This window comes from Streptomyces sp. NBC_00597 (assembly GCF_041431095.1).
Classification (GTDB): domain Bacteria; phylum Actinomycetota; class Actinomycetes; order Streptomycetales; family Streptomycetaceae; genus Streptomyces.
In genome coordinates, this window is sequence record NZ_CP107757.1 from 622,168 (window position 1) to 646,291 (window position 24,124).

Consider the following 24,124-nt stretch of genomic DNA (forward strand, 5'->3'; position numbering starts at 1 on the left):
TGAAGTTCTTGGGGCTGGTCGGTCTTGTCGGCAGGCAGATGCGGTCTCGTCCGGATTCGATCAGTCGATGTCCGGATCACCGGACTCTTCGAGGAGTCGGGCCGCGAGGTCATCGGCCCACTCCACGGCCCAGGTACGAAGAGCGGCGATGGTGGTCTCATCCAGGCCGTAGGCCCCGAAGGCTTCGTCGTCAGTCCACTCGGCGCCCGTGAGGTTCGCCTGCAAGTCCTCGCCCTCGAAGCGGCCACGGGCGTGGCGGCGGCCGAACTCCTCGAGTTCAGAGTTCGTCCAGCGGCGGGAGGCAGCGAACACGTCGATCAGGTCGCGGGGCGCTCCGCGGTCGGCGAGGGCGCGAACCTTGGTCCCGATCACGTCCTCCTCCGCGAGGACGGGCCCGTACGGGCTCTGGGAGACGGGCCGCCAGAAGATTTCCTTCAGGATGTCGACTTCACAGTCCTGCCCGGTGACCGGGTCGGTCACGGTGAAGCGAGCGGACAGCGGGGCAGTTTCCAGCGCCTGCACTTTCCAGCCCCGGGCCTCGAGGCCGCGACAGACTGCGGCCGCGATGTCAGCCATGGGCGCCGGGTTCTCGGTGGCGACATCGAGGTCCTGGCTGGGACGGTTCACGAGGCGGTGCGCCCTCACGGCATACCCGCCGGTGAGGACCAAGGGATACGGCGAGCCGAGGGCGATCACATCCGCCAGGAGCCGCGTGTGCAGCTCCGGCATGTCCGTCACGCGGCTGCCCGGGTGCGGGAGGCGAGCTGGGGAAAGGCGTCCTCCCACACAGTGCGCACGGTGCGACCGACGAGCGTGCGCAGCACGGGCCACAGCTGGAGGAGTAGATCCTGATTGAGGTAGAGGGGCAGGTCGTCGTGCAGGCCCTCGTGCAGGACGGTGCGGTACAGGCCCACGCGCTGGCGCGGTTTGCCCAGGTCGTACGAGGTCATCCCGGACCAGGCCAGGTGCAGCGGCAGCTCTACGACACCGTGCGCCGGCCCGTGCAGCTCGTCCAGCGATTCCGGCAGACGGCGCCGGAACTTCTCCTGGTACAACGCGAGGTCCTCGGCTTCCGCGCCGGAGAGCTCCCTCGGCGCGGGTGCAGGATGCTGTGGGCTGGAGGACATGCCTCCATTATGGCGGCCGCAGAAGCGATGCGGGCCGTGATGCGCGGGCCTGGGCCCAAAGTGAGCCAGGTGTGGCTCCGTGCCGATGTCACTTTCTGTGATCAGTTGCGCGTGCAGCAAGGGCGCCGCGAGATGTTGAGCACGAAGAGGCGAAGCCGCGGATACAGGACGTGGATCGCCAGTCGATTCTCCCCGGATTCTCCCCAACGCCTACAGGAGGGCAAAAATCCTGGTCAGGGCCTTGCTGGAGGCAGGTAGACGAGATCACCCGCATCTATTCCCCCAGAGACCCCCACGGCCGCTTCTGGGCCGATCTACGAGTGATGCGAAAGCGAAGTGCGAAGGATGACTGAGCGTCACGCGAGGGGCTTAGAGCCAGTCCCGTCGCTTGAAAATCACGTACAAACTGATGCAAACCATCCCCATGAGGCAGATCGCAAGGGGGTATCCGAAGGTCCAGCCCAACTCAGGCATGGACTCAAAGTTCATGCCATAGATGGTTCCCACGAGTGTGGGTGCAAACAAAATGGCAGCCCATGAGGAAATCTTCTTGAAGTCGTCACCCTCACGCCGCTGACCTGCGGAAAGCGCCCGGAGAGGCCCTCTGATCTGCGGCGATCAGCCTTTCCGTCCCTTTCACGGTGCTGCCCGTTTGTACGGCCGATCCTCCCCAGCCGCTCCCCAACGCGGCTTCATTCTCCCCAGATTCTCCCCAGCCCCGGCTGACTCTGCAGACGGATCGCCGCTGGTCGGGACCGCGATCCGCCTGGCGTGACCGGCTACGCGACGTAGTGGCAGCGAGGCAGGAGCAGGTGGCCGCCGTTCGCCTGGCGGTACTTCGTGGCTGGGTACGGCTGCTCGTTCACAGAGAAACAACCGCTGGCCCCGACCGCTGCGCTCCCCGACGCTCAGGCCGTGGCGCCGCTCCTGCCCACCGGCCCGCCTCTGGCCGGAAAGGGAACCGGCCCTCGGCGTCCGGACGAGACTGGCGGAAGACGATCACCAGGATGATCAGGAGCAAGGGGCCCGATGAATCCGTACGCGTACGTGCCCGCCGACGATCCGCTCTTCGGCGCGGTCCGGATCGAACTCGACCACGAGGCCGGGACGCTGGGCGTGAGCGGGGACGGTCTGCCGCCGGTCGAGATCCGGCGGGCCCCGCACACCGTGCCGGAGAGCCATGTGCCGATCGGGACGCGCGACCCCGAGCACCTCACTCTGTTCGTCGACGGTGCAGAGGAGACCCTGCGGCCATCCAAGGGATTCCTGACCTGGCGCTCGTACCGGGTCGAGGTCGTCTCAGGGGCGCGGGAGTGCAGCTATCTGCTGGTTCCGGACTCCCTCGGCACCAGCCGGCTGCTGCGGGACGAGCGGCTGCTCGGCGTCTTCACATCGAGCGGCGACGGGCGCGTGTCGGCCGGCTGGGAGGCGGCGGGCGAGTCCGAGCGTGCCAGGGACCCGTACGACGCGTCCGTGGGGTACGGGCTCGCCGCGGCATTCGGCACCGGTGCCGAACCGATGTGGCAGCTCACTCTGAACGCCGCGCTCGACCTGTGGCCGTGAGAGAACCTGAGTCCTCCGCCGGGGGCAGCAGGTGGGAGCAGGTCGAGCGTGCTACGAACGCGATGCCGTCATAGTCCTCGGCCGGGACGAGCGGGGCGGTGTTCAAGCGGTAGAGGAACCGTTGGACGTTGGCGCCGAAGCTGCGCTGCGCGTGCGGGGCGTGCAGCCAGGGCGCGGCGTCGGCGGGGGAACCCGCGGCGCGGAAGTCCGCGTAGTAGTCGCCGGGTACGGCGTGCGTGAGTCTGGCCTCCAGGGAGCGGAGGCCGGTGCCGATGCGGTGGCGGGCCGGCGGGCGCTGAAGGTCGTTGCCGCGGCGGGCCAGGAAGGAGCCCTTACCGAAGAGGAGGGCCAGCGCGTAGTAGGCGTCGCCGTACCGTTCGCGGAGTTTGCTGCCGAGGGCCGGTACTTGGTCCCCGTACGTGCCCTTCGCGATGTGCCCGTTGTGTGCCCAGACCATGACGCGAGCCTCGGGGGCGTCGTCCACGAGCCGTGCGACGGCCTCGGCCATGTAGCGGTCACGCGCGGCGAGCACGCCGTCCTCGCCGGCCGAGGCTGCGAAGGGGCGGGTCACCAGGTCGGCGGCGCGGACGAGGATCCGCGCGTGTTCCAGAGCCTCGCCGGCGTTGTCGCCGGGACCCGGCCGCTCGGCGTGGTCCGCGATGAGACGGGCGATCTCCTCTGCGCGTCGCATCAGGGCCTTGTCCGGGTCCGGAAGCGTGCTCGGGCGGGCCCGGGCCAGTACGTCCAGGGCGCTGACGCGCCCGGCCTGATCGGGCGCAGCCCGGAGCAGAAAGGCGGCGACGGCCTCGACCGAGTCGGCGCAGAGCTGGGGGTCGGTTCCCACGAAGCGGACCCGGCGCTCTGCGGGCAGGTCGCGGTTGTGGGCGCGCAGCCACTCGACGAGGTCGACCATCTCGCGGGTGCGCCAGGTCCAGAAGCCCAGCCTGGCGACGAGCCGTTCGGGGGAGCCCGTGCCGTACCGGACGTACGCGTCGAGTGCGCGGGCCGCGGACTGGCTGGCCTCCATGGCGAGGGTGGTGAACCCCTCCTCACGGACCAGGAACTCCACGATGCGGTGCTTCAGCCGGAAGAACTCGCCCGTGCCGTGGGTGGATTCCCCCAGACCGACGATCCGTGTCCCCCACAGTGCCTCGCCCAGGGGTTTCAGGTCCTCCGTCGGCGCGCCGGGAGTCAGAGTGCTCAAGGGATTGGCGTGCTCGTGCAGCCATCGGGCCAGGTCGTCGGGCACCGGGTTGCCTCTCCTCCTCGCGTGCGGGTCGGCACGCGGGTGCGCCCCGCCTCTCGAGCGTTGCCGTCTCTGAGCCTGAGGCAGAGGGCTCCTGGCCGGCGCCCTGCCGCGCCTTCGCGCCGGACCTCGACCTCGCCGTCGGACCTGCGCCACGGCGGTGACCATGCGCGCCGCCACCCGATACGTCGTGCCGTTGGACGTAGGCCGGCGTGCCCCATGCTGTCGGGAGGAGCCGGGCTGGGACGCCGTTGTCCACCGTGGAGCGTGTCCTCACCGGGCCGCGCGGCCATCGGCTCCACCGACTTGCGCCGCCCGTCCAGCAACAGCCCACACACATACGCCTGCCCCAGCGGTGTTGGTCCGTGCACGTGAACGCCTCGACCATCTCCGCCGACGCGCTCGTCACCCCACGCGCTGGCGGAGCCAGCTGTGGTTCAGCCATTCATGTCGACGATGGGAGAGTCGGACTGGCTCTTGTCGATGGCGCTGAAAGTGATCGGAGGCCGCCCCGCCCCGACGGCGGAGGCCGGCGGCACCAGGGAGAAGACCATGGCGATCCTCTCGGGGCCCACCTCCCCGTTCCGCACGATCGCCGACGGGTCCTCCTCGATGACGGGGTAGAGGAGTATCGCTCCGCGACGGTCCCGGGAGTGCCGCTCCGTCACCGGATCCGAGGTCGGTCCTATGGCGCGGGCGATGCGTTTGGCTGTGGGCCGGTGCTTGAAGTCGCTGATGAAGCCAAAGATATGGACACGGCGACGCTCGCGCTTCGAGAGAGCCAGCGGAACGGAGCCGAGCACACTCGCTGAATCCCCACGACCCGTGTAGTGGGGCGTGAGCACCAGCCAGTCGTCGATCAGGTGAGGTTTCTTGGAGAGCTCGCGCAGGAAGCGCAGGTGCGGGAGGAAGGGGGCGTCGTTCCACCACTTGAGCTTCTCGAGCACCCCCATGAGCTCTGGGTGCGAGACCGACGTGATGCGGGCGGTGAGGTGGTATTCCTTCCCGCTTTTCTCGTCGTGGCTCGTGAACGTCTCCGGGGCCGAGAGGCCCTTGAGGAGCGGGAGCCACAGCTTGGTGTTGTGCTCCAGATGATCCCGGTCGGTCGGATGTGCGGTCGGCTCGATGTGATGGCCCGGCCTGGCAATCTCCTCAATCCGAGCGTTGTACATCTTCGCGCGACTGCTGGGCTTGAGCCAGGGCAGGTGCTGGGAAACTAGCGGAGGGATCTCCTTCGGAGTGACCAGCGGTTTGCCGTCGACGAGTTCGGCGTACTGGGCGAGCTGATCGCGGAAGCTCTCCTCGTCGAGGCAAATGGCCTCGAAAGCCTCGTAGAGGTCGACCGTGGACTTGCTTGCCTTGGTGAGGCTCTCCGCACGGCTGATGTAGAGACGGACCAGGTCACGATATCCGGGGCGGAAGCCGAACCAGCGGCCCATCTGCATGAGCGTGTCCGCCTGTTGTGTGGTGCGGCGGTAATAGGTGATCGTGAGGCCTTCGACGGTGAACCCGCGGGAGAGTTTGGTGCCGCCGACGAGGATCTTCCAGACATGGGGCTGGCGGTCGAAATCAAGGTCGAGCTGGTTGAAGTACTTGTCGCTGTCGCCGTTGACGATGACGACCGGATTGCCACCCTTGCGGATCCGGCCGCAGGCCTGGCTGATGTACGGGCGGAGCTCGTCGTAAGAGGCGGGGACTGGTAGGTCGGCGGCGCGGGCCTCGGAGACCTGACGGATGTCGCGCTCAAACAGGCCCGCCAAGCGGGCGTGGCCGGTGGAGCTGGTGGTGTAGCCCGCCTGGTGCCACATGGTGTTGAGACGCAAGGCCAGTTCGGCGTGGTCGTCTTTACGGACGGACTCGTGGACCAGCATGGTGTGGTGCCGGTACGGGCCGTCCGGCACGCCGTGGGCCGCGCGGTAGAGCTTCATCGCGCCCGTGAGGACGAAGCTGTCCATGGCCTCCTGCATGGACTTGTCGTCGATCTCATCCGGGGAGTAGATGCCACGGACGTGAGCCATGGCACGGGAGTTGGCGTACGTACGCTCGTCGTGGGGGACGGGGGAGTTCAGGTCGTGGAAGTCCTGCACGCCCATGTATCCGTCGGGCCGGGGCAACGAGATTAGGAAATCCCTCGGGAAGATGTCCTCGCTGTCACTCGGATCAATGAAGACGTTCGCGAAGGGGGTCGCGGTGTAGCCGACGTACTGGGCACGTGGCAGCAGCTTCAGCAGCTCGCCGATGCGGGAGTTGATCGCCGTCCGGTTGGGGCGGTCTGATTCCCACTTCTTCGGGTTGGTTGTGTTGACGGATGCCTGGTCGGACTCGTCGTCGATGATTAGGGCCGGGAGTTCCCCCAGCAGGCCCTGGACCTGCTTGAGGTCCCTGATCAGCTTGTCCAGGACCGATTTGTTCTTCTTGACGACCATGACTCGGGCGTCAGCGTGGTGCAGGTTGCGTGGGTCGTACAGCGGCAGCCCGCGCTCACGCTTCTCGAACTCGATGCCGCGGATGCCTTGGAAGAGGCTTTGGTAGTCCCGGTCGCGAGTGGTGAGGCGCTCGATGTTGAAGCGGCCCTGGGTGGAGGGGCGCGCGCCGTGCGAGACGAACTGCGGCCACTCCTCGTCGTCCCCGATGTAGTCGATGCCGACCAGCGAGTCGAGGTCATCGACGTCGGCGCCGCGCAGGATGTTCTCTTGGCCGATGAGCTCCATGTCGAGGCGGCGCTGCGTCTGCTTGCGCAGCAGGTTCAGGGTGCCGCCGAGGATGATGACGAGGCGATACCCGGAGTCGATGGCCTTGGCGGTGACACCCGTGAAGTTCGCGGTCTTGCCGGACTGGACATAGCCGACGACCAGTCCGCGCGCCTGGCGGCGAGCCTCCTGCTCAGGGTCGGTGAGGCGCTCGACGACCGCACGGCTGGCCTCGTCGAGGCCGGCGATCGCCTCGCTGCTCCAGCCCTTGTCGCGCAGCCGCTTCTCGTAGGCGGTCCAGTAGAAGGCCCGCTCAGCGGCGCGCTCCCTTGTGTACCAGGGCGTGAAGTCCGCGGTGATGGTGGTGTGGCCGGGTTTCTTGGAGACGGCGGCGGCAGCGGTCAGGGCTTTGCGTACGCCTTCCTCGAAACCGAGATGGCCGTATATCTCGGCTCGACGTTCGTCGGTACGGGGAGGTGCGGTGGCCCAGGCGGCCTGTTCTTCGAAGTCCCAGGAGGTGAGCCTGTGCTCCCACAGGGTCGTCAGGGCGTCCGACTCGTCCGTCAGCCGCTTGCTGAAGGTGTCGTCGTGGAGATCGACACCAGGAAAGTCCTCCGCCTCGGTCTCGGCCCGCCTCGCGAAGGGCTTGGGGCCACGAGTCATGCTGCCGAGGACGGACCTGTGGATTTCCAGCAGTGCGTCGGTCACAGGGTGTAGTCCTTATGTCAGTGCGTGGCGCGGTCGCGCTGGGCGTCCACGGCAGCGAGCAGGATGGCGTTCCAGTAGTCGATCTGGTCGCTACGCTTCTTCTCCCAGCGTGTGAAGCCGAACAGCTCCTCCAACATGAGAAAGAGCAGGGTCTTGGCTACCGGGGCGTCATTGGAGCCGCTGCGCTGGCCCATGTTGAAGATGTCGCGGTGGCGCTTGTTGAGCTGGATGACGCGGTTCTCGCGGTCGAGATCGAAGAACCGGTCGTCGGGGAGCGCGACCCAGGTAATGGCGATCGGGTCCTCACCGGGCTTCTCCGGCAGCTCTTCCTGGATGACACGCCTGACTGTAGGGGACAGGCCCTTGCCAGGGGGGATGACGGCCTTGCGCTTGACTTCGGCGCGGGAGGATCCCTCGCGGTATACGGATTCCGCGTCCGCGAGATACGTGCGGAAGGTACGGCCCTGTGCGTCCACGGCGGTCTCGACGCCCCTGGCGAAAGCCTGAGTCGCCTCGACGCCTTCCTTCTTCACCGTGAGGCTGAACACTTGATCGCTCTGTGAGGGGAGATCAACGGCGATGCGCGCGAGGTTGAGATGCGTCTCGGCCGCGCCACGCTGACCGTTCCAGCCGCCGGCCTGGACGAGACGGTCATTGCGGTAGAAGTAGAATCCCTGGCGCTCGGCGAGCGGGCCGATGAGCTTGTACTCGGCGCGCGGCGACTTGGGCGGCCAGATGTGGGCGGTCAGCTTCATTTCGCCGACGCCCTCGACGACCGCGGTGAAGCTGCTGGGATAGCCCGCCTTCCCCAGCTGCTTGTAGTTGAATGGGTCGAGCGGTTCGACCTCGATACTGTCGAGGAGCTCGCGCGTGTGTACATTCTCCACTGCGATGTCGATTCGCAGATCCCCACGGTCGAGGAACCGGTGGAGGTAGAGGCCGAGGTGGGTTTCCAGCTTCTGGATCGCCTCGGAGAGGAACCGGTCGGTCTGGCTGACCTCGACGGTTTCGAAGGGTCTGACCTGGTCCCAGCGGATGACCGTCCCCTGCCACTCGATGATGCCGTCATAGCGGTCGAGGAGGGTCTGGGCATAGTCCGGGGTGACGGTGTCGCAGCGGTAGCCGTCCGCGAGGGAGGAGGAGGTCAGCTGGCGACCGGCGGCACGGCTTGTCTTGGTCTTACTGACGACGGTGAGGGCGTCGGCGTTCGAGAGCGACGCTGCCTTGAGACCGGTTCCGTACATGCCGAGAGACTGGCTGTCGTACGCCCGGCGCTGGCCGACGGTCATGGCGGCGTCGAGACCCAGATCGTTCATGCCCTTGCCGTTGTCGACGATGAGCAGGCTGAGTATCCGGTCATCGTCGCGAAGGAAATGCACGACGACTTGACTGGCCTTCGCGTCAATGGAGTTGTCGATCAGGTCGGCGATGGCGACCTCGAAACTGTATCCCTGGTTCCGCAGCGCCTCGGCATATCCGGAATCAGGCGGGAGCCGCTTGCAGCCGCTGGTGGGGACGTCGTACTGCCAGTCGGCACCCAGCTCGTAAGGCATGAATCTCGCAGGGGTAATCAGGGGCCGCGCGGGGCTGGGCAGGCCGTGTCAGCCCAGGAGCTGGCCAGGAGAGTTGAAGGCAAGTATGACGATACTTCAGCCCTTCCGGCCTTGGCGGATGATCCTGAACAGAGATTGTTCCCATGGCGGATGATCCGGTATGGAACGTCACGATTACAGCCAGTCGCGCGTCTTGAAGATGAGGTACAGGCTCACGCAGACGACTGCCGTCAGGAGGATCGCTAGGGGGTAGCCGCCGGCCCACTTCAGCTCGGGCATGTCCTCGAAGTTCATGCCGTAGATGGTTCCGACCTGGGTGGGGGCGAACAGGATCGTGGCCCAGAGGAGACCTTCTTGAAGTCGTCACCCTCACACCACTGACCTGCGGGAATCGGTACCGCGGGCGGCCTGACCTGCAGCAATCGATCTTTCAGGGTCTTTCACCCTGCTGCGCGTTTGTGTATCCGATTCCCCCCAGCCGCCCCCCAACGAGCCTCATTCCCCCCAGATTCCCCCCAGCGGAGAGCGTCTCGCCAAGAGGGCGCCGCAGGTCTGGGGCCGTCCTCCGTTGCTCACGACAGGTCACCCAGGGGAGTGGCGGCGGGGCGAGAGCATGAAACGCAGCGGGGCTGGAGGAGCTCGGCGAGGCTGCTGTTGCCCTGGGCCGCCGTCGTACGCTGCCAGAGCTCCACCACTTTAGCCGTCGATGGGGAGCGCATCGTGACTGAGCCGCAGTGTAAGTCCTGTTGATCGGTGTGGAGATCCTCCACATCCGGCTCATGGCCGAGTCCCATGCCGCGCGGCCGGACCCGCTGGCGCCCCTTCCGAAAGAGAGCAGCAGGACCGTGACCGGTGACTGCACGGAGGCGTAGGACGTCGTCTTGTTCGTGGTGTCCAATCCCGGGGTGCAGGAGGTGAGGGCGAGGGGCGAAGCGCCGGATACGGAGCTCGGCATGGAGCTGTGCGCCTAGCTCCAGCCGTTCCAGAACCGCCACGGCCAGGCCGTGTGCGACGGCGACGCGACCCGGCTCGCCGGGATCTGCCTCGGCAAGCACGGCCGCTGGGGGCGATCTGCGTCCTGCCCGACGATCACGAGACCTCGATGGAGGAACCGCACTGGGGCCGCTCCAGCGAGGGCCGGCTGATCGCGTGGGTGGGCAACGCCGATGGCTGGTGATGCTGCGACGTTGGCAGGCGGAACCCCGGGCGCGCTGGGCGGCCCGGGGTCTCTCGCTGACCCTGGTCGACGGCACTGCGCCCCAGGGCCTACACGCACTCAAGTGCGATGCTGAGGGTCTGGAGGCGACGGCATCGCACTTGAGTGCGTGTAGGCCCTGGGATGTCGAGCCGCTCCCCCCTGTTTACGCCGTGGTGGCAAGCCGCGCCCTGGTCGCCTCTGACTTGGGTGGCCATGCGGATTCATAGGTGTGCCGCTGTCGGTGCCCGCTCGTAGGCTGTTGGCCGGCGCAGGCGCGCCGGAGCCTGGAGGCGTTCATGGCACGACAGCTGACGTATGAACAGCGGATCGCTTTGATCAACAAATGGAAGAACCTCCCGGGTGCTTCCGAACAGCTCCGGCTGGAGCGCGCCGAGCGCATGGTGAAACAGGCGGTGCTCCGACACGAGCCGTTCCAGGGGCTCGACATCACGGTGGCGTCGAAGGGCTCGTACCCCAACAACACCAACGTTCGCGGTGACAGCGATGTCGACATCATGGTGAAACTGAACGACCCCTTCCATACGGAGGGACTGGCGGCTTGGTGGTTTGGGCAGCAGGCCAGTTACGCGGGGCCGTGGACCCGGCAGAAGCTCCGCCGGGAGGTCGAGGACGCGCTCACTAACCAGTTCGGCTCGGTGGACACGGACCATAACCTCGCCTTGTACGTTCCGGAGGTTGTGGGCAGCCGTCCCAGCATCGACGTGGTGCCGTGCTTCAAGTGGGTGGCCTACGACAGCACGGTGCCCGGCGGCGAGTACGTGGGCAGCGTCGTCTACGGGCGCAACGGGAAGCGTGTCATCAACTGGCCCGAGCTCCAGCTGGCCAACGGCAAGGCGAAGAACAACGCCACCAAGTACCGGTACAAGTTCGTGGTGCGGGTGCTGAAGAACGTGGAGAACGTCCTCGCCGCCGACGGCGTGATCACGGCCCTGCCGTCGTACTTCTCCGAGTGCCTGATCTACAACGTCCCGGACGACGTCTTGGGTCTCGACGGCAGCCTGGACGCTGTGGTCCGCGAGAGTCTGCGGGAGGTCTACCGGCAGCTCACGGGAGCCTGGTTCAGCTCCCAGCGCATGGTGGAGCCGAACGGGATCAAGAAGGTGTTCGGCGAGGGTCAGAAGTGGACGGAGAAGGACGCCCGCGAGCTGGTCTAGGGCGCGTGGCACTACCTCAACTACGAAGGCTGACGATGAACACCGCGACCACCATCCGCGCCGGCGCCACCATCGCCGCCACCCTCTACACCGTCGTCCTGCTCGTCCTGGGCCTGTACCCGTCCGAGTTCCGGTACCTCTTCGCCTACATCCCGGCCCTCGTGAGCTACGGCACCGTCGTCTTCGACAAGTGGGCCTGGCGCTGGCCCGTGATCCACCGCTTCACCGGCCGTGCCTGGGTCACGGGCACCTGGCGGGTCGTGCTTGTCCCGAGCCCGGAGAGCCACATACCGGAGGGAGGGAACCAGGGCCCGATCACCACGTACATGACCATCGAGCAGACCTTTTGGAGCCTGCACGCCACGCTCCGCACGAAGGAGAGCACCTCGCGGTCGAGCAACGCCACCATCGGCGCCCCCGAGAACTCGGGAACCGCCGAGATCGGGTTCCTGTACGACAACACGCCCCGCGTGGAACACCAGCCTCGAAGCCCGCGGCACGAAGGGGCCTGCCGGATCGCGGTCACCGGCCTCCAACCCAAGGCCGCGACCGGGCACTACTTCACTAGCCGGTTTACTGCCGGCGATATGGACTTCACCCTGCTCGGCCGATCGACCGACTACGGCACGTTCGCCGAAGCTCAGGCCGCCGACCCGGCGCACACCAGCCGCTGAAGATTAAGCGGCCCCGGGGGCTGGTACCCCGGGGCCCGTAGTGTTGCTGGACGAGCTACTGCATGAGCCCGCCGAGGGCCTGCTCAGCCATCTGGATGCCCTGCGTTGCCGCCATGGTCGAGGCGCCCTCCAGCAGCTTGTCTCTGAGCTGGGTGGCGAACTGGCGCAGGCGGCCCGGCTCAGGGTTCCCCGAGGTCGCCTCGGCGTGGAGGTCTTCGGCGACGCGCTCCAGTTCTACGCGGTCGTCATCGGGCATGCCCAGGATCGGACTGACCTGGCCGATGTACCCGGCAAGCTGGACGAACAGCGTCGGGTCGATGCCTTCGGTGACGTTCTGGGCGAAGTGCTGCTGCTCGCCGATGATGACGCCCTTGGCGTTCGGCATGTAGTTGTTGTACGTGGTGCCGGGGCGGGGTTGGCTGACGTGGTCCTGCACACTTCCTCCAGTCAGGGCGCAGCTGACGCCCTGGGGTGTGATGGCGACGGTGGGGGGCTCGGTGTCGATGCGCTCGATCAGCTGGTGCTGTGCCAGGTGGGCGAGTGCCTCGAACAGCTCGGTGCCGGTGATCTCGGATCCGGCGAAGTAGGCGGCGGGCGTAGCGAGGAACAGCACCGGGTTAATGGGCTTCTGGTCGCCGGCGGTGTCGAATAGCCACCGGTGGAAGGCGTCCATGGTGTAGCGGAGGCGGGCGGCGCGGTCCAGGCGTAGCTTCTTCAGCCGGTGGATCGCGGCGCGGCCAGCGTCCGTGAGGTGGACTTGGGGAAGTTCGCCCATGCCGCGCACGACGCTGACCAGATCCCGCTGCTCCATCTCGAAGGCGAGCACGGCCGGGTCCTCGTCCGGCAGCTGCTGTTCTTCGACGAACCGGGTCAGGTCGATGTAGTGAGAGGGGTTCTGCTGGGCTTGCTCGTCGAGCCACACCAGGAGCCGTGCCAAGGTCGGGTCGCCTTCGGCGGTGTCGCGGCCAGGCATGGTGCCTCCTGCTCCAGTCGCCTCGGTCTGAATCGGTACCCGGATGGGGTTCCGCTTGGCTGCGCGCTCGTAGCCCTTGACGATGTCCTTGAGGTGCTTGTCGATCGCGCGCTGGTTGATGCGGGCCACGTTGGCCTCCTGTCTCAGGTACCTCAGCCAAGGGTACGAAGCGGGTCCGACAATGGGCCTTCCGTTTACCGGTCCGCGATGGTGGCGACGAAGCGGCCACACAGTTCGTGGTGCTGCCGAGTGGTTGGGATCTGCGGCGAGAAGGCAAGACCCTGTGTCAGAGGCGGCAGCGGCGAACTGGAGTGTGTGTAGGCCCTGGGGTCCTGGGCTGCTGCCCTGAAGGGCTAGGCGCGGCTGAGAGGGCTTTGGTGAGATCGTCCAGTCGCGTGTCGAGGGGTCGTACGAGCCGGGCGACGAGTGCCGGTTCCCCCGGCTCCGAACAGGGGCCGGGGGAGGACATCGGATCGCGCTATGACCTGCGCCAGCGGCTGTTTCGCCTGGCAGTCCAAGCCCGGCCATGGACCGTGCGCTCAAGGTCTGTGGCGGGGCGTGATCTATTCGCCGAGCCCGAGGGCCATGCTGCCCATGAGCTGACGCGCGAAGTCCTCCAGGATCGAGGGGTTGGCAGCGAGGAGCTCCATGGCCCGCTCGGTTCGCTGCTCAGGCGAAAGCTCCTTCAGTTCCTGCTGCCATGCCAGGGCGGCAGCACCGCCGTCCTCGACCTCGGCATTCACGATGAGGCTCCAGAGCACCTGCTGGGCGTCCTCACGAGCGAGCCACGTCATGAACATCTGCTGGAACTGCTCGCTCGTCACAGTGACCTTCGGGTCGCTGGACGCGGTGGCGGTGGCCACATCTTGGGAGGCCGCGTCAGCCTCGACCCCCGGCACAGCAACAGGAGTTGTCGTCGTGACCCGGGCCCGCAAGGCCTTTTTCTGGGCTCTGCGGGCCTGCTGCTTCAGCACGAAGGCCTCGCGTTTGGCAGCGAGGGCCGGCACGGCCCGGGTGTGCCACAACTGGGCAACGACAGGCTTTGCGCTTTCTACGAGGCCTTCGATGATCTGGCCCGCGATGTCAGCCGCGAACTGTTGGGCGGGGGTGAGCTGAGGACGCTGCTCCTTCACGTACTTGGTGACGTAGACGACCTCTAGCTTGTCTGCGAAACCTGACTCGTCTTCGGCCTTCAGGCGGATCTCGACGTGCTCGGGTCCCTTGTCACTCGTCTTGGGAGTGAACCCACGCTTCCAGCCTGGGCTCTTCCGCGAGTCGGCGAGACGCTCGCCCTTGGGGATGCGAATAACTGCGTTGACCTCGTCGTACTCCGGGTCCTCGGCCATGCGTCCTCGTCAGTGCTCGGGGCTTCCTCGGCGCTCGGTCGACGAGGAAGTCGCGGTGGTGGAACCTCACCCGCCACCGTAGCTTTGGCGTCCGACAATTCGGCAGGTTCGACAGGTTCGGCGAGCATCGCATCAGGCGTCACAGAGCCTCAGGGACAAGGTTGTCACCAGTCCCCTCGCCGGATCCGCTCGTCGGACACGATCCCGTAGACGTAGCGCCCAGAACGTTCGGGGCATCGTGGAATCTCCGACGGCCCCCCGATCGGCCATGCCTCCAGTGCGGACCTGATCTCGTGCCACTGCACGTTGCGCCGGCTCTCGACGATGACCAGGGTGTAGCGGTCGGTCCGGTAGGTGAAGGGCTTGCCGGTCTTCGTGTAGAAGACCTCTCCCTGGTGCTCCTCGATCCGAGGCCTCGCCGTCTCCATGTTGGGACCGACCGGCACAGGCTTGGGCGGAAGTGGCGATGGCACTGGATGCCCTGCCCACCGGAGGCGTTCCTCCGGCGTTGGCTCCCTGCTGATCCGATGCCAGGATGCGCTCCCTCGCACGGTGGTCGACGTGACCGCCAGCTCTGTGCCGTCCGGCAGCACCCCCCGGCCGGGCTCTCGGTAAGGCTCCGCGATCCTGATGTCACGCCGCTCGTAGCCGAGTCTGCTGACAACTGACTCCAGGGTCCCCATCTGAGTGTTCCCGACGTACGACCACTGGTCCTCGCTCGCATCGTCGGAGAACTCCACGACGCCGACGAGGTAGACCCCGTCCTCGTTCGGGTCGCCGAAGAGCTGCCGCAAGCGGTCCGGTCCGAAGTCGCCCGTCATCTATCCGTCCACCCCTGCATCGCCGCTGCCATGAGATTCTCCGTCGATCAGCGCGATCACAGCCTCCTTGGCTTGCGGCTGCGTCGCGTGCTGTGCCATCCGGGACCCGATCACGGCCACCCTACTGAGCACCTCGGCGGCCTCCTTGAGTTCGGTTGAAGGCGGCAGCACGAAGCGCGCGCCGAACTCGACCTCACCGCTGAGCTTGGCCTGCCCCTCGCCGTAGCCATAGCCGAGGAACGCCGGAGCGCCGAGTTCCTTGAGCCGAGCCACGCCATCCTTCTCCCACTGCAACCTCTTGCGCGGCGGATGGAGTCGCCACGGAATCCAGCCCTCGTAGGCGAGGTACTCCTGCCAGAGCAGCGCCAGGTGATCCCAGTCGTAGGCCTTGGAGGAGGTGACGTGCTGCTGCACGAGGAAGAAGCGGACTTCGACCCCACCAAGCCCGCTGCCATCGACGAGCTTGCCGACGTCCTGGGTCGGCAAGCTCTCGGTGGCTTCCCAGCGGACGGTGTAACCGCTGCCCGGAATCGGGGCGTCCACGATCGCGACGTACAGGCCACCGGAGCCGATTTCCTGGATGGACTTCGATGAGCCGCCGGGCAAGGCGCTGGTTCGGCCACTGCGCCCTGCTCTTGAGCGCAGGGCGGTGGCCGAACCAACCGCGCCCTGGTGTCAGGGCCGGCGTGCTGGTCGCGCTGGCGATGGCCGGGGCACGGGTCGGACAGGCGCGGCGGTTGGCTTTGGCGTGGCCGTCTTCGGCTGGGAGGCGGCGAGGTCGTTCAGGACTGCGTTGACCACGGGCCAGCACATGTCCAGCGTGTCGCGATCCGGGGTGTGGGCCTCGCGGATCTCTGCTCGCGGATGGACGAAGTTGCGGTACTTGCGCAGCTCGTGACAGAAGCGCTCTACGTCGGCACCGATCCATCCTGCGTCGTGGCAGGTCTTGATCAAAGTGTCCAGGGTGACCCTATCCGCTGACGTACTGCCGAGTCGTGAGGCGTCGCGTTCGCGCACCACATGGACCATGACGCCTTCCAGCAGGCTGCCGAGCATGATGATGGCGGCCACGTGAGCGCCATTGGCGTAGCAGGTGCGTGCCTCGTCCAAGCGGTGTTGGAGCAGGGCGGCCATCTTCCGGTCACTGATGAGATCGGTCATGGCTGCGCTGAGTTGGGCAGGACCCTGGCTACCCGGGTGGGCAAGGGAGGGGTCGCAGGCGACGAGACGGGGGCGGCCGCCAGGATTCTCCAGGCGTGCTCCCTCGTAGACCAGGAAGGCGTTGACCGCGGAGACGACAGCGGGAAGCTGGTCCGGCTCGTCAAGGTATTCGCGAGGGTCGGCCAGGCGAAGCAGGACCCGTTCCAGCTCGGTGGGCTCTTCTCGGCGTTCGCTGAGCCGGGTGAGCGTCCATTCCATCCTGTACTCGCCGTTGTACTCCGGCACCCGCTGCCAGCCGGCGTGTTCCAGGAAGCGCGCGATCTCGAAACCCTTGCGGTAGTAGAGGTGGTCGTCGCCGCAGATGACGCGCGCGAGCTCCTCCAGGGTGTTGGCGTCGAGGATGCCGAGTGGGGACTGCGCAGTCATGCCGAGCCTTCCGTGCTGTCGTCGGTTTCGTCGTCTACTTCGTTGTCTTCTGCCTTGTGGAGCGTGTTGGCCAGATCGTCCGTACCCGGGTCCTCGGGTGCCTCCGCCATGTCGTCGGCCAGGCCCTCGTCGGAGGAGAGGTCGAAGGGGGTCCACTGCACGCTGGTGGGTGTGGCGGACGAACGGGTCCGGTCACTGGTCCCCTCGAATGTGGCCGGATGGATGCCAAGTCGTTCGAGCTCATCCCATAGGCCGGACAATGCCTCCTCAGGGCCGAATCGGAACTCGCTCTCGCGAATCCGCCAGAACGTCCAGCCGACGCGTTGGAGTTCACGGTCGCGCCGTTGGTCATGCCGGATCTGCTCGGGTGTCGAGTGATACCGGTCGCCGTCGCACTCCACGGCCAGGCGCCCACGTGCCCCTACGACGACGAGGTCGAGGCGCTTGTTCCCTGCCGGATACTGCGGGACGACGTGATATCCGCGGGCCTTCAGGTGCAGGTAGACCTGCTGCTCGAAGAGCGATTCGAAGGGCTTCTGCGGCACATCGCCCACCACCTCTCCGATGTCTTCGGAGCCGGCAAGTACCGATGGCGGGTTCTCCATATAGGACAGGAGGTTGAGTCGCATGTCCTCCCTCTTCAATCGGTCCGGCGGTACCGAGTAGAAGAGCCACATCTGGTCCTGTGCCCGGGACGCGGCGACGTTGTATGCCTGTCGTTCGCTGCGGGAACCTCCCGTGATGCGCGGCGGATCGGTGACGACCATCGACAGCAGGATGACGTGCCGTTCGTCTCCCTGGAACGACGCCGGGCTGCCCACACGAATCTGGTGGCGTTCAAGCATCGGCGCCGGGATACGTTCCTGGATGAGCTTTTCCAGGAGCTTGACCTGACCGATCGACCCCTGAAGGGTGATGACGCCCATGGTCCGGTCGCGGTAGTCAGGGTCCGCTACGAGCCTGGCCAGGCAGTCGACGATGGCCTCGGCCTCCTTCGGGTTGCGGATCCTGCTGTCGCGCCCCTGGGTAACGGCCCCTTCGACGAAGTGGGTCACGAGGGGGTCGAGGCGCTCACCGCCGTACTGGCGCAGAGGCTGCAGCTTGTTGTTGTAGAAGGTCTGCGAAGACCAGCCGATGATCTCCGGCATGCAACGGAAGTGCTCCTCCAACCGGATCACCTTCGGGAAGAAGGTGGACAGGAGCTGGTAGAGGTTGGTGGAAGGTCCGTACAGCGTGCGCAGCCTCGGCGGCATGTCCGGCAGGTGCGAGACGAGCCGGTCATGGATCGCCTGGTGCCGGCCCATGCCACTGAGTGGGGGCGCGCACTGTTTGTCGTCCCCCACGACGATGACGCGGGGCGCCAGCCACAGCAGGAACAAGGCGTCCATGCCGGCCTGACTAGCCTCGTCGACGATGACGACGTCGAACGCGTCCCGCCTCGGTTGCACCATCTCGGCGACCTGGGAGATGGGCATGACCCACGCGGGAACCGCTTCCTGCGCCGTCTTCATGGCGTCGTATGCCGCGGCACGGTAGCGGCCCGCACCGCGCCCTTTGCCCTTGCCGTACGAGGACATGTGGTTGCGGTACGCCTGGAGCGCTGACCGCTGCTCTTGCGTCATGCGGTGCAGACAGTGCCACCTTCCCCACGTGGCAGCGAGTTCACCGGTGATGTCCTCCAGATGACGTTCACACTGAGCCAGTTCGCCTTCGATCTGACGTTCGCGTCCCGGTGTGCGCTGACGGTGGACGAAGGCCGAGGCCACGGCCCAGGCCCACGCCTCCGCCAGAGACTCCAGGCGAGCTTCCCATGCCCGGTCGCCAGGGTCGTGCGTCAGCTGGTCCGCGAGCAGCGGGTGGGCCCGGCGGACGCTTTCGAGTAGCACGGCGCACCGACGCCGGCGGTGTTCACGCCGATGAGCCTCGCGCAGCGCCTCAAGTTCCTTGGCGTATCGGTCGACGTCCTGCTCCCGAACGGCTTGGGCGGCGGCCACAGCTTCGGTGGTGGGGTGGGAGCCATCTACCGGTGTGCGCAGTTGCTCCTCCCAAGCAAGCAACTGGGCCGTAGCCTCGTCCGCCGCTCGTCGGTCGGAGACCGCAGAGAGGGCGCCGGCGAAGTCCTGCCATGCCGACTTGGAAGTGAGAGCGATGTGCATCCCGTGATGTACGAGCAGCTCGTCGATGCGCTCGCGGCCGGCGCCGAACGTGTCGACATGTTCCAGGCGTGCGTACGCCTCCGTCAGCGACGCCAGCCGAACTTCCAGCGGCCCTTCGGATACGGGCACCTGCACTTGGCCCCACCGCTCCGCAAGCGTGGCAACGGCGGAGCGGGCGCGGAGGTGAGCAAGGGCGGCGTCGAGATCCTCCAGCGTTTCGGGTGAGTGACCGTTCACAGTGCACGAGTCGAGGAGGTCCTGCGCGGCCTTCTGCGCCCGCGAGGCACGGAAGCTGCCGCGGACTCGCAGCTTGCCACCCGAGACGAGGTGCTCGCGCAGCGCAGAACCCGCCGTGAGCATCGCATCCCCTTGTTCCGTGGAGAGCTGCCCGGGCACGGTGACGCGCGTCATCCCCTGTTCGTTCAGCCGTTCTGAGATGTCGACGAGTTGATCGGCAAGTCCGGACACGCGACGCCACAGCGCGAGGTTCTCACGGGAGAGTCGGTCGGTGAGGGCCTTGGTGGCCCACTTGCCCTCATCCCATTGTGTGGCCTGCGGAGACAGACCCAGGTGGTGCAGAGCCGTACGGCAGGAATCCACGAGAGAGGTCAGCTCATCGGTGACAGAGCTGTCGAGCCTGGCAAGATCGCCGCGGATGCGGACCGCCCCAGAGGACAGGCCCTCGTTGGTGACGCGGCTGGCTGAGAGTGCCTGGGCCAAGGCTTCGGGGGAGGGGAGGTCGTCGGGGTCTGGCAGAGTGCCACCGGCGCGTGGCTCAGCCGCACCGTCGCGCAGCAGGCTCAGCAGTTCCACCGCTTGCGTGGGGGACAGCGGAGGGACAGACGGGGTCGGGCCGTCAGCCGGCACAAGACCGATCCAGGAGTGATGTCCGGCGCTTTCTTGCACACGCTGCACAATTGCGGCGAGAGTGCCGGCGTATCCCGGTGCGATCTCCGGGTGCCGGTAGACCTCGGCCTCCCGTAGTGCGATCACCTGCTCGGTGAGCGTGCTGATCCTTCCCCGCACCTCCTCCCGGCGGGCGGAGAGTCGATGGATCTCGTCCTGCAGTTGCTCAGGGTCACTCGCGGCGACCTGATCGGTGAGAGCGTTGACCGTGCGTTCCAGCTCGTCCGCCCCGTCCTGCCGTGCCGAGCTCAGCAGGAGGACGCACAGGTCCCGTACGGCGGGAGGAAGCTTGTCCCGCAGGACCGTCAGGGCCTGGTCGCGGGCGCTGGTCACCAAGACCCTCTGCCCCTGCGCCAGCAGCGCGGAGACCAGATTGGCGATCGTGTGGGTCTTGCCGGTGCCCGGTGGGCCTTGAACCACCACGCCCGTGTCGTGCTCCAGCCGCCGCAGGACACTGCGTTGACGTTCGTTGGTCTTTCCTGGGAAGAGCGGGTCGTCCCCGAATAGGGGCGGAATCTCGCGGCCGTCCCAGTTCACGCGCTCTTCGGAGTTCAGCGGCAGTACCAGCTGGGCGAGGCCCAGAGGCGCGTGTCCCTCGGAGGACACGCTGTCCGCGATCCGGTCGTAGAAGCCCAGCAGAGCATTGCGGTCCCGTGGACGCAGCACAAGTGCGGGAGCGTACGTGAGACGCGCGCCTGCTTCGGGCTCGCGGGGCGGCTGCCACTCGGCACTGAAGGACACGGGCCGTTGCAGTACCCGCTCCTGCCACTGGGCCAACTGCTCCAAGGCCTCAGATCCAAGCAGGTGCAGTGACTGGGCCGCGATCTCCTCGGTGAGCGCGGCCGAGCGTTCGGGCGCCCAGCCGTCATCGGTGTCGAGGAATGATTGGTCCTCTAGCCGCACGGCTCCCTCGGCCATGAGCCGCACTGTGAGCCTGGCGGTCTTCCGGTCTACCAAGGTCTCCACGCGGTGGGTAAGCAGGTGACGGTGAATGGCGTCACCACGTGGATCGCTCCAAGTCAAGAGCCCTGTGGCGAGCACGAGTTCTAGCTGATCATCCTGCTGGGTCAGCTTCTGGTGCCACCCGTAGACCTGGTCGTACAGCTCCCGAAGGGCTCGCTCCGCGCGCTCCCTCTCCGCCCACTTCCGCCAGCGCGTTAGCCAGGGACCGTAGGCTCGGAGTACCTCGTCCGCATCCTCTCGGCGGACGGTCTGCTCCGCCGCCTGTTCCCAGGATTGGCTGCCGTCCGCTGCGGGCACGAGTTCCTGCCCCGGTCCTTCATCTTCAAGCGGCGGGTCACCGCCGTCCGCGTCCTGGCAGCGTTCCGTGGACACCCATCCATCCAGCAGATCCGGGAGTGGGGGCGGCGATGTCTGCGGAACGTGGTCAAGCGTGAACAGCAGCCCGTCGAGTCGGTCGGACGGGCGTCGTACCGAGGGGGGCATGGCGACCAGCCATAACCGCTCCCTTGAGCGGCGGTCATCACGAAGTCGTTGGTTGCTGCTCTGCACGACCTCCTTGAGGAAGCCGATCAGACTGGCAGTCTGGCCGATGACGTCGGGGTTCTTCGCGTGACGTCGCGGTACGTTCACTTTTCTCCTCCCGGCTGGTGGCGAACGTTCCAGGATCGGGATGAGCAGTAGCAGGGGCAACCTGTCTCTGGAAAATGGCGAAATATGAGCTTCATCTGGGCTGAATCACCTTGATCCCAGCGAGTTCCTCGTGGAGATCCGCCGACCTTCGGTAGCGGTGCCCCGACGCTCTACGTATCTGGGGGCAATCAAGCCGGGAGCTCGGGAGAGTTGGTTGCGCGAGCGAGTTCCAGGCAGCCCCGATGGCGTAGTCCATCTAAAGGCGCATGGGTGGGGAGGACAGGGCGTAAGGCGGCTCGGTTGACGGAATAGGGCCTTCTGGGTGCTTACCAAGGCGGCGGGCGGCACTCTGAACAGTCGAGGGCTGGTAGCAGGACGCGAAGCGTCGTCGGCGTCATCCCCTCCCTTGGTGTCGCCCCCTTGCTTCTAGGGAGCGACACCGGCCATGCGGGCCCTCAGGCCTGTGGCAACACCCGCATGGCGAGCACAGAGCCGTCCTGGTGGACGGATACGGGGCCGTCCCACTCCGAATCCCAGGCTAGGAGGGGCCAGCTCTTCCGCTGGGCGTGGATTTCCGTGCGGTACTGCTCGACGCGGCCTTTCGCGAGGTGGCGGAAGAGGTCGTTCGCGACCCCGGAGAAGGCCTCGACCCGGGTCCTGTTGAGGCGGAACACGTGGTCGGTGCCAACGAAGTCGATGTCGAGGAGTCGTTGGTTCGCGTCCTGGACGCTGTCGGTGGCGGCGTGGGTGGGGTCGGTGAAGTGGCGCTGGCCTTGCCGTTTGGTCAGGTACTGGGCCGTAGCGGCGCCATCGCCAGCGAAGGCGGTCAGTCCGGCCGCCGCGGTTCGGGCGAGGACCTGCCGGAACCAGGCATAGTGCTCGGGCTGTACGTGGAAGCCGAGCTGCGACTCCGGTTTCCGCTCGCCCTCGGCCAGCGGTTGGATGCCCGGGAAGTTGTTCGCGTCCTCAAGACGGTGGTCCAGACAGGTATCGGCGGCATCCATCGAGCCGGTCAGTCGGCCACCAGTTCCCCGGGCCTGCAAGGCGTGCACCGTGAGCACGCCTTCGGTGGGGAGTTCCGTACTGAACACGAGGGCCGGTGTCTCGTTCCACGGGCCGATGTGCACCGCCTCGACGTGCGCAGAAGCGGACGCGAGCTGGATGTGAGAGGCGGCGGCGTTGCTGTGGTTGCCCTTGCAGGCGATCGGAAGGACCCTCGGCGCCTCTCCGGGCTTCCATATCTCGGCGAAGAACTGTGGCCGGTAGCGGTAGCCAGATCGATGGCCCGCGTCGCGACTGGTCAAAGCCCAGCCGGCCCGCAGCGCAGTGTCCGCGGGGACGATCGAGACCGAGTGGTCCGGGTAGCGGCGGCTCAGGAGCTGCCGGGCAAGGGTCAGGGCGAAGCCGGTCCCGAGTTCCCCGGACTGGATCGCCTTGTAGTAGTCGGCCGTTTCCCGGCCCTCCGCGGAGAGCGTCATGAACGAGTTGATGCTGCCGGCCAGAGCCTGGCTGTATTTCAGGGAACCCCAGTGCTCGGCGAGTCCACGGCTGGCGCCCCGCCGTGAGAGGGCGATGCCTTGGCCGAGGATGTGTAGCACATCCCAGGGCGTCAGCTGAACGGTCCGGTCCAGCTCCTTCGCGGGGATGGGCCTGAGTTCGGGCTTTCGCCGGAGCTGGTCGAGTTCCTTCTGCTCGCGCGCCTTGTCATCCTCGGCTGCGGCGTCGTCGACGCTGCCGACCAGGGCCGAACTGGAGTGGATCGAGATGTTCGACGGCTGGACGAGATCCTTGAGTACGTCAGCGGCTGGCTTCAACCTGTTCCCCCTACGGCTTCCACGGGTCAGACCGACGTCGCAAGCTACGTGCTGCAAGAGGGGCGCACACAGGGCGTATGCGGGCACATGACGATGCAGGTCCCCATCGCCGGGCGTGGCGCGCTGGCAACCGTCTCCCCCAGGGCTGCCTCGCTGGCCGCAGGGCTGCATCGCGGGAGATCGCGGGGAACGAGCCATGGCCGACGGGCGCCCTTACTGACACGCGTCGTCTTGCCGAGACTGCTACTCGGAGGCGGGGAGGAATTGGGTGGCAGCACGCAAGAAGCGTCGGTCGGCATCGCGGAAGCGCCGGGAAGCCTGGCTCAAGGCGGGTGCCTGGAGTGGCGTCATCGCATTGGCGCTGCTCGTGACGTTTTGGTCGACGATCTGGCCCTATGCAGTGGGATTGTTGGTCCTCGGCGCGGTCGGCGGTGGAGGCCGGTGGTTGTGGAAGACGGACCGCATGGTCCGGGGCGACGATCGGCGGTGGCGCCACGAGGACGCCGTCAGGGCGGGCCATCGGACGCTCGCCGAGGTCGACGTGATGGACGGCACGCAGTTCGAGGACTTCGTGGCCGACCTCTGCAGGCGGGACGGCTGTACGGATGTCCGCCGCGTCGGCGGCACAGGGGATAACGGTGCCGACGTGCGCGGACGGCTGCCCGATGGCCGCACGATGGTGATCCAGTGCAAGCGGTACAACCCAAAACGGAAGATCTCCAATGGAGAGGTCCGTAACCTCCTTGGCTCGCAGGTGCACTTCAAGGCCGAAGTTGCCGTCTTCGTCACCACCGCGTACTTCAGCGGACCTGCCGAACGCTGTGCCCTGCAGAACGATGTCGTGGCCGTCCACCGTGATCATCTTGGACTGTGGAACAACGGTGCGGCGCTCCCGTCTCTTAACGCGGTGAACGGCGCTGGTCAGGGCGACCGGCGTCATCGCGCCCTGCGCAAAGAGACGTACGAGTAACTCCCCCTGGTAGCCGGGCGCTGA

General features: G+C 66.7%; 16 protein-coding genes and 3 pseudogenes. 4 read left to right on the forward strand and 15 right to left on the reverse strand.

Annotated features, from left to right (window positions below):
* Positions 1–60: 60 nt before the first annotated feature.
* The 3 genes and pseudogenes from OG974_RS02500 to OG974_RS02510 all read right to left on the reverse strand — a co-directional run.
* A complete protein-coding gene (locus tag OG974_RS02500) occupies positions 61–729 on the reverse strand; it encodes a nucleotidyl transferase AbiEii/AbiGii toxin family protein (RefSeq protein ID WP_329315038.1) in 669 nt (222 codons plus the stop codon).
* A gap of 5 nt (positions 730–734) precedes the next feature.
* Positions 735–1,127 (reverse strand): hypothetical protein, encoded by a 393-nt coding sequence (locus tag OG974_RS02505; RefSeq protein WP_266662337.1) that lies wholly within the window; start codon positions 1,125–1,127, stop codon positions 735–737.
* A 369-nt stretch (positions 1,128–1,496) separates the two neighbouring features.
* Positions 1,497–1,682: pseudogene (locus tag OG974_RS02510) on the reverse strand (CorA family divalent cation transporter); the annotation flags it as partial.
* Positions 1,683–2,156: 474 nt separating this feature from the next.
* Here OG974_RS02510 and OG974_RS02515 point away from each other — a divergent pair.
* A complete protein-coding gene (locus tag OG974_RS02515; protein ID WP_371645226.1) occupies positions 2,157–2,690 on the forward strand; it encodes a hypothetical protein in 534 nt (177 codons plus the stop codon).
* Here OG974_RS02515 and OG974_RS02520 read toward each other — a convergent pair.
* The 5 genes and pseudogenes from OG974_RS02520 to OG974_RS02540 form a co-directional block, all read right to left on the reverse strand.
* The gene (locus OG974_RS02520; protein ID WP_371645228.1) at positions 2,656–3,939 is read right to left on the reverse strand and encodes an erythromycin esterase family protein; all 1,284 of its coding nucleotides are present in this window, start codon (positions 3,937–3,939) and stop codon (positions 2,656–2,658) included. The two genes, OG974_RS02515 and OG974_RS02520, sit on opposite strands and share 35 nt — an antisense overlap.
* A gap of 266 nt (positions 3,940–4,205) precedes the next feature.
* Positions 4,206–4,324: pseudogene (locus OG974_RS02525) on the reverse strand (transposase); the annotation flags it as partial.
* Positions 4,325–4,373: 49 nt separating this feature from the next.
* On the reverse strand, positions 4,374–7,334 hold the full coding sequence (locus OG974_RS02530; protein ID WP_371645230.1) for a Z1 domain-containing protein: 2,961 nt from the start codon (positions 7,332–7,334) through the stop codon (positions 4,374–4,376).
* Positions 7,335–7,351: 17 nt separating this feature from the next.
* Positions 7,352–8,887: an ATP-binding protein gene (locus OG974_RS02535; protein ID WP_371645232.1), complete on the reverse strand. Its 1,536-nt coding sequence runs from the start codon at positions 8,885–8,887 to the stop codon at positions 7,352–7,354.
* 174 nt (positions 8,888–9,061) lie between these two features.
* Positions 9,062–9,229, reverse strand: a pseudogene (locus OG974_RS02540) (CorA family divalent cation transporter); the annotation flags it as partial.
* 1,152 nt (positions 9,230–10,381) lie between these two features.
* Here OG974_RS02540 and OG974_RS02545 point away from each other — a divergent pair.
* Both OG974_RS02545 and OG974_RS02550 read left to right on the forward strand, forming a co-directional pair.
* Positions 10,382–11,260 (forward strand): nucleotidyltransferase, encoded by an 879-nt coding sequence (locus tag OG974_RS02545; RefSeq protein WP_371645233.1) that lies wholly within the window; start codon positions 10,382–10,384, stop codon positions 11,258–11,260.
* Positions 11,261–11,295: 35 nt separating this feature from the next.
* Positions 11,296–11,934, forward strand: a complete 639-nt coding sequence (locus OG974_RS02550; RefSeq protein ID WP_371645235.1) for a hypothetical protein — start codon at positions 11,296–11,298, stop codon at positions 11,932–11,934.
* A gap of 55 nt (positions 11,935–11,989) precedes the next feature.
* Here the strand turns inward: OG974_RS02550 and OG974_RS02555 are convergent, their stop codons facing one another.
* The 7 genes from OG974_RS02555 to OG974_RS02585 form a co-directional block, all read right to left on the reverse strand.
* Positions 11,990–13,036 carry a hypothetical protein gene (locus tag OG974_RS02555; protein ID WP_371645236.1) on the reverse strand — a complete coding sequence of 349 codons (1,047 nt, stop codon included), beginning with the start codon at positions 13,034–13,036 and terminating at the stop codon, positions 11,990–11,992.
* A 434-nt stretch (positions 13,037–13,470) separates the two neighbouring features.
* Positions 13,471–14,253 carry a hypothetical protein gene (locus OG974_RS02560; RefSeq protein WP_371645238.1) on the reverse strand — a complete coding sequence of 261 codons (783 nt, stop codon included), beginning with the start codon at positions 14,251–14,253 and terminating at the stop codon, positions 13,471–13,473.
* 164 nt (positions 14,254–14,417) lie between these two features.
* Positions 14,418–15,074, reverse strand: a complete 657-nt coding sequence (locus tag OG974_RS02565) for a hypothetical protein (RefSeq protein WP_371645239.1) — start codon at positions 15,072–15,074, stop codon at positions 14,418–14,420.
* Complete coding sequence (locus tag OG974_RS02570) at positions 15,075–15,617, reverse strand: hypothetical protein (RefSeq protein WP_371645241.1); 543 nt, start codon at positions 15,615–15,617, stop codon at positions 15,075–15,077.
* 132 nt (positions 15,618–15,749) lie between these two features.
* Positions 15,750–16,661, reverse strand: coding sequence for a hypothetical protein (locus OG974_RS02575; protein WP_371645243.1), 912 nt, complete (start codon positions 16,659–16,661; stop codon positions 15,750–15,752).
* Positions 16,658–21,316 carry an AAA domain-containing protein gene (locus OG974_RS02580; protein ID WP_371645245.1) on the reverse strand — a complete coding sequence of 1,553 codons (4,659 nt, stop codon included), beginning with the start codon at positions 21,314–21,316 and terminating at the stop codon, positions 16,658–16,660. The genes OG974_RS02575 and OG974_RS02580 overlap by 4 nt, the downstream gene beginning before the upstream one ends.
* 455 nt (positions 21,317–21,771) lie before the next feature.
* Entirely contained in the window at positions 21,772–23,130 is a 1,359-nt protein-coding gene (locus tag OG974_RS02585) for a hypothetical protein (protein ID WP_371645246.1), read from the reverse strand.
* Positions 23,131–23,398: 268 nt separating this feature from the next.
* Between OG974_RS02585 and OG974_RS02590 the strand changes: the two genes are divergently transcribed.
* A complete protein-coding gene (locus OG974_RS02590) occupies positions 23,399–24,100 on the forward strand; it encodes a restriction endonuclease (protein WP_371645248.1) in 702 nt (233 codons plus the stop codon).
* Positions 24,101–24,124 lie beyond the last annotated feature (24 nt).

What these genes read in the sequence shown, in the direction of transcription:
- OG974_RS02545 (WP_371645233.1), top strand. Translation starts at nt 10,382, where the DNA reads ATGGCACGACAGCTGACGTATGAACAGCGGATCGCTTTGATCAACAAA.
- OG974_RS02560 (WP_371645238.1), bottom strand. Translation starts at nt 14,253, where the DNA reads ATGGCCGAGGACCCGGAGTACGACGAGGTCAACGCAGTTATTCGCATC.
- OG974_RS02500 (WP_329315038.1), bottom strand. Translation starts at nt 729, where the DNA reads ATGCCGGAGCTGCACACGCGGCTCCTGGCGGATGTGATCGCCCTCGGC.
- OG974_RS02505 (WP_266662337.1), bottom strand. Translation starts at nt 1,127, where the DNA reads ATGTCCTCCAGCCCACAGCATCCTGCACCCGCGCCGAGGGAGCTCTCC.
- OG974_RS02575 (WP_371645243.1), bottom strand. Translation starts at nt 16,661, where the DNA reads ATGACTGCGCAGTCCCCACTCGGCATCCTCGACGCCAACACCCTGGAG.
- OG974_RS02565 (WP_371645239.1), bottom strand. Translation starts at nt 15,074, where the DNA reads ATGACGGGCGACTTCGGACCGGACCGCTTGCGGCAGCTCTTCGGCGAC.
- OG974_RS02535 (WP_371645232.1), bottom strand. Translation starts at nt 8,887, where the DNA reads ATGCCTTACGAGCTGGGTGCCGACTGGCAGTACGACGTCCCCACCAGC.
- OG974_RS02515 (WP_371645226.1), top strand. Translation starts at nt 2,157, where the DNA reads ATGAATCCGTACGCGTACGTGCCCGCCGACGATCCGCTCTTCGGCGCG.
- OG974_RS02550 (WP_371645235.1), top strand. Translation starts at nt 11,296, where the DNA reads ATGAACACCGCGACCACCATCCGCGCCGGCGCCACCATCGCCGCCACC.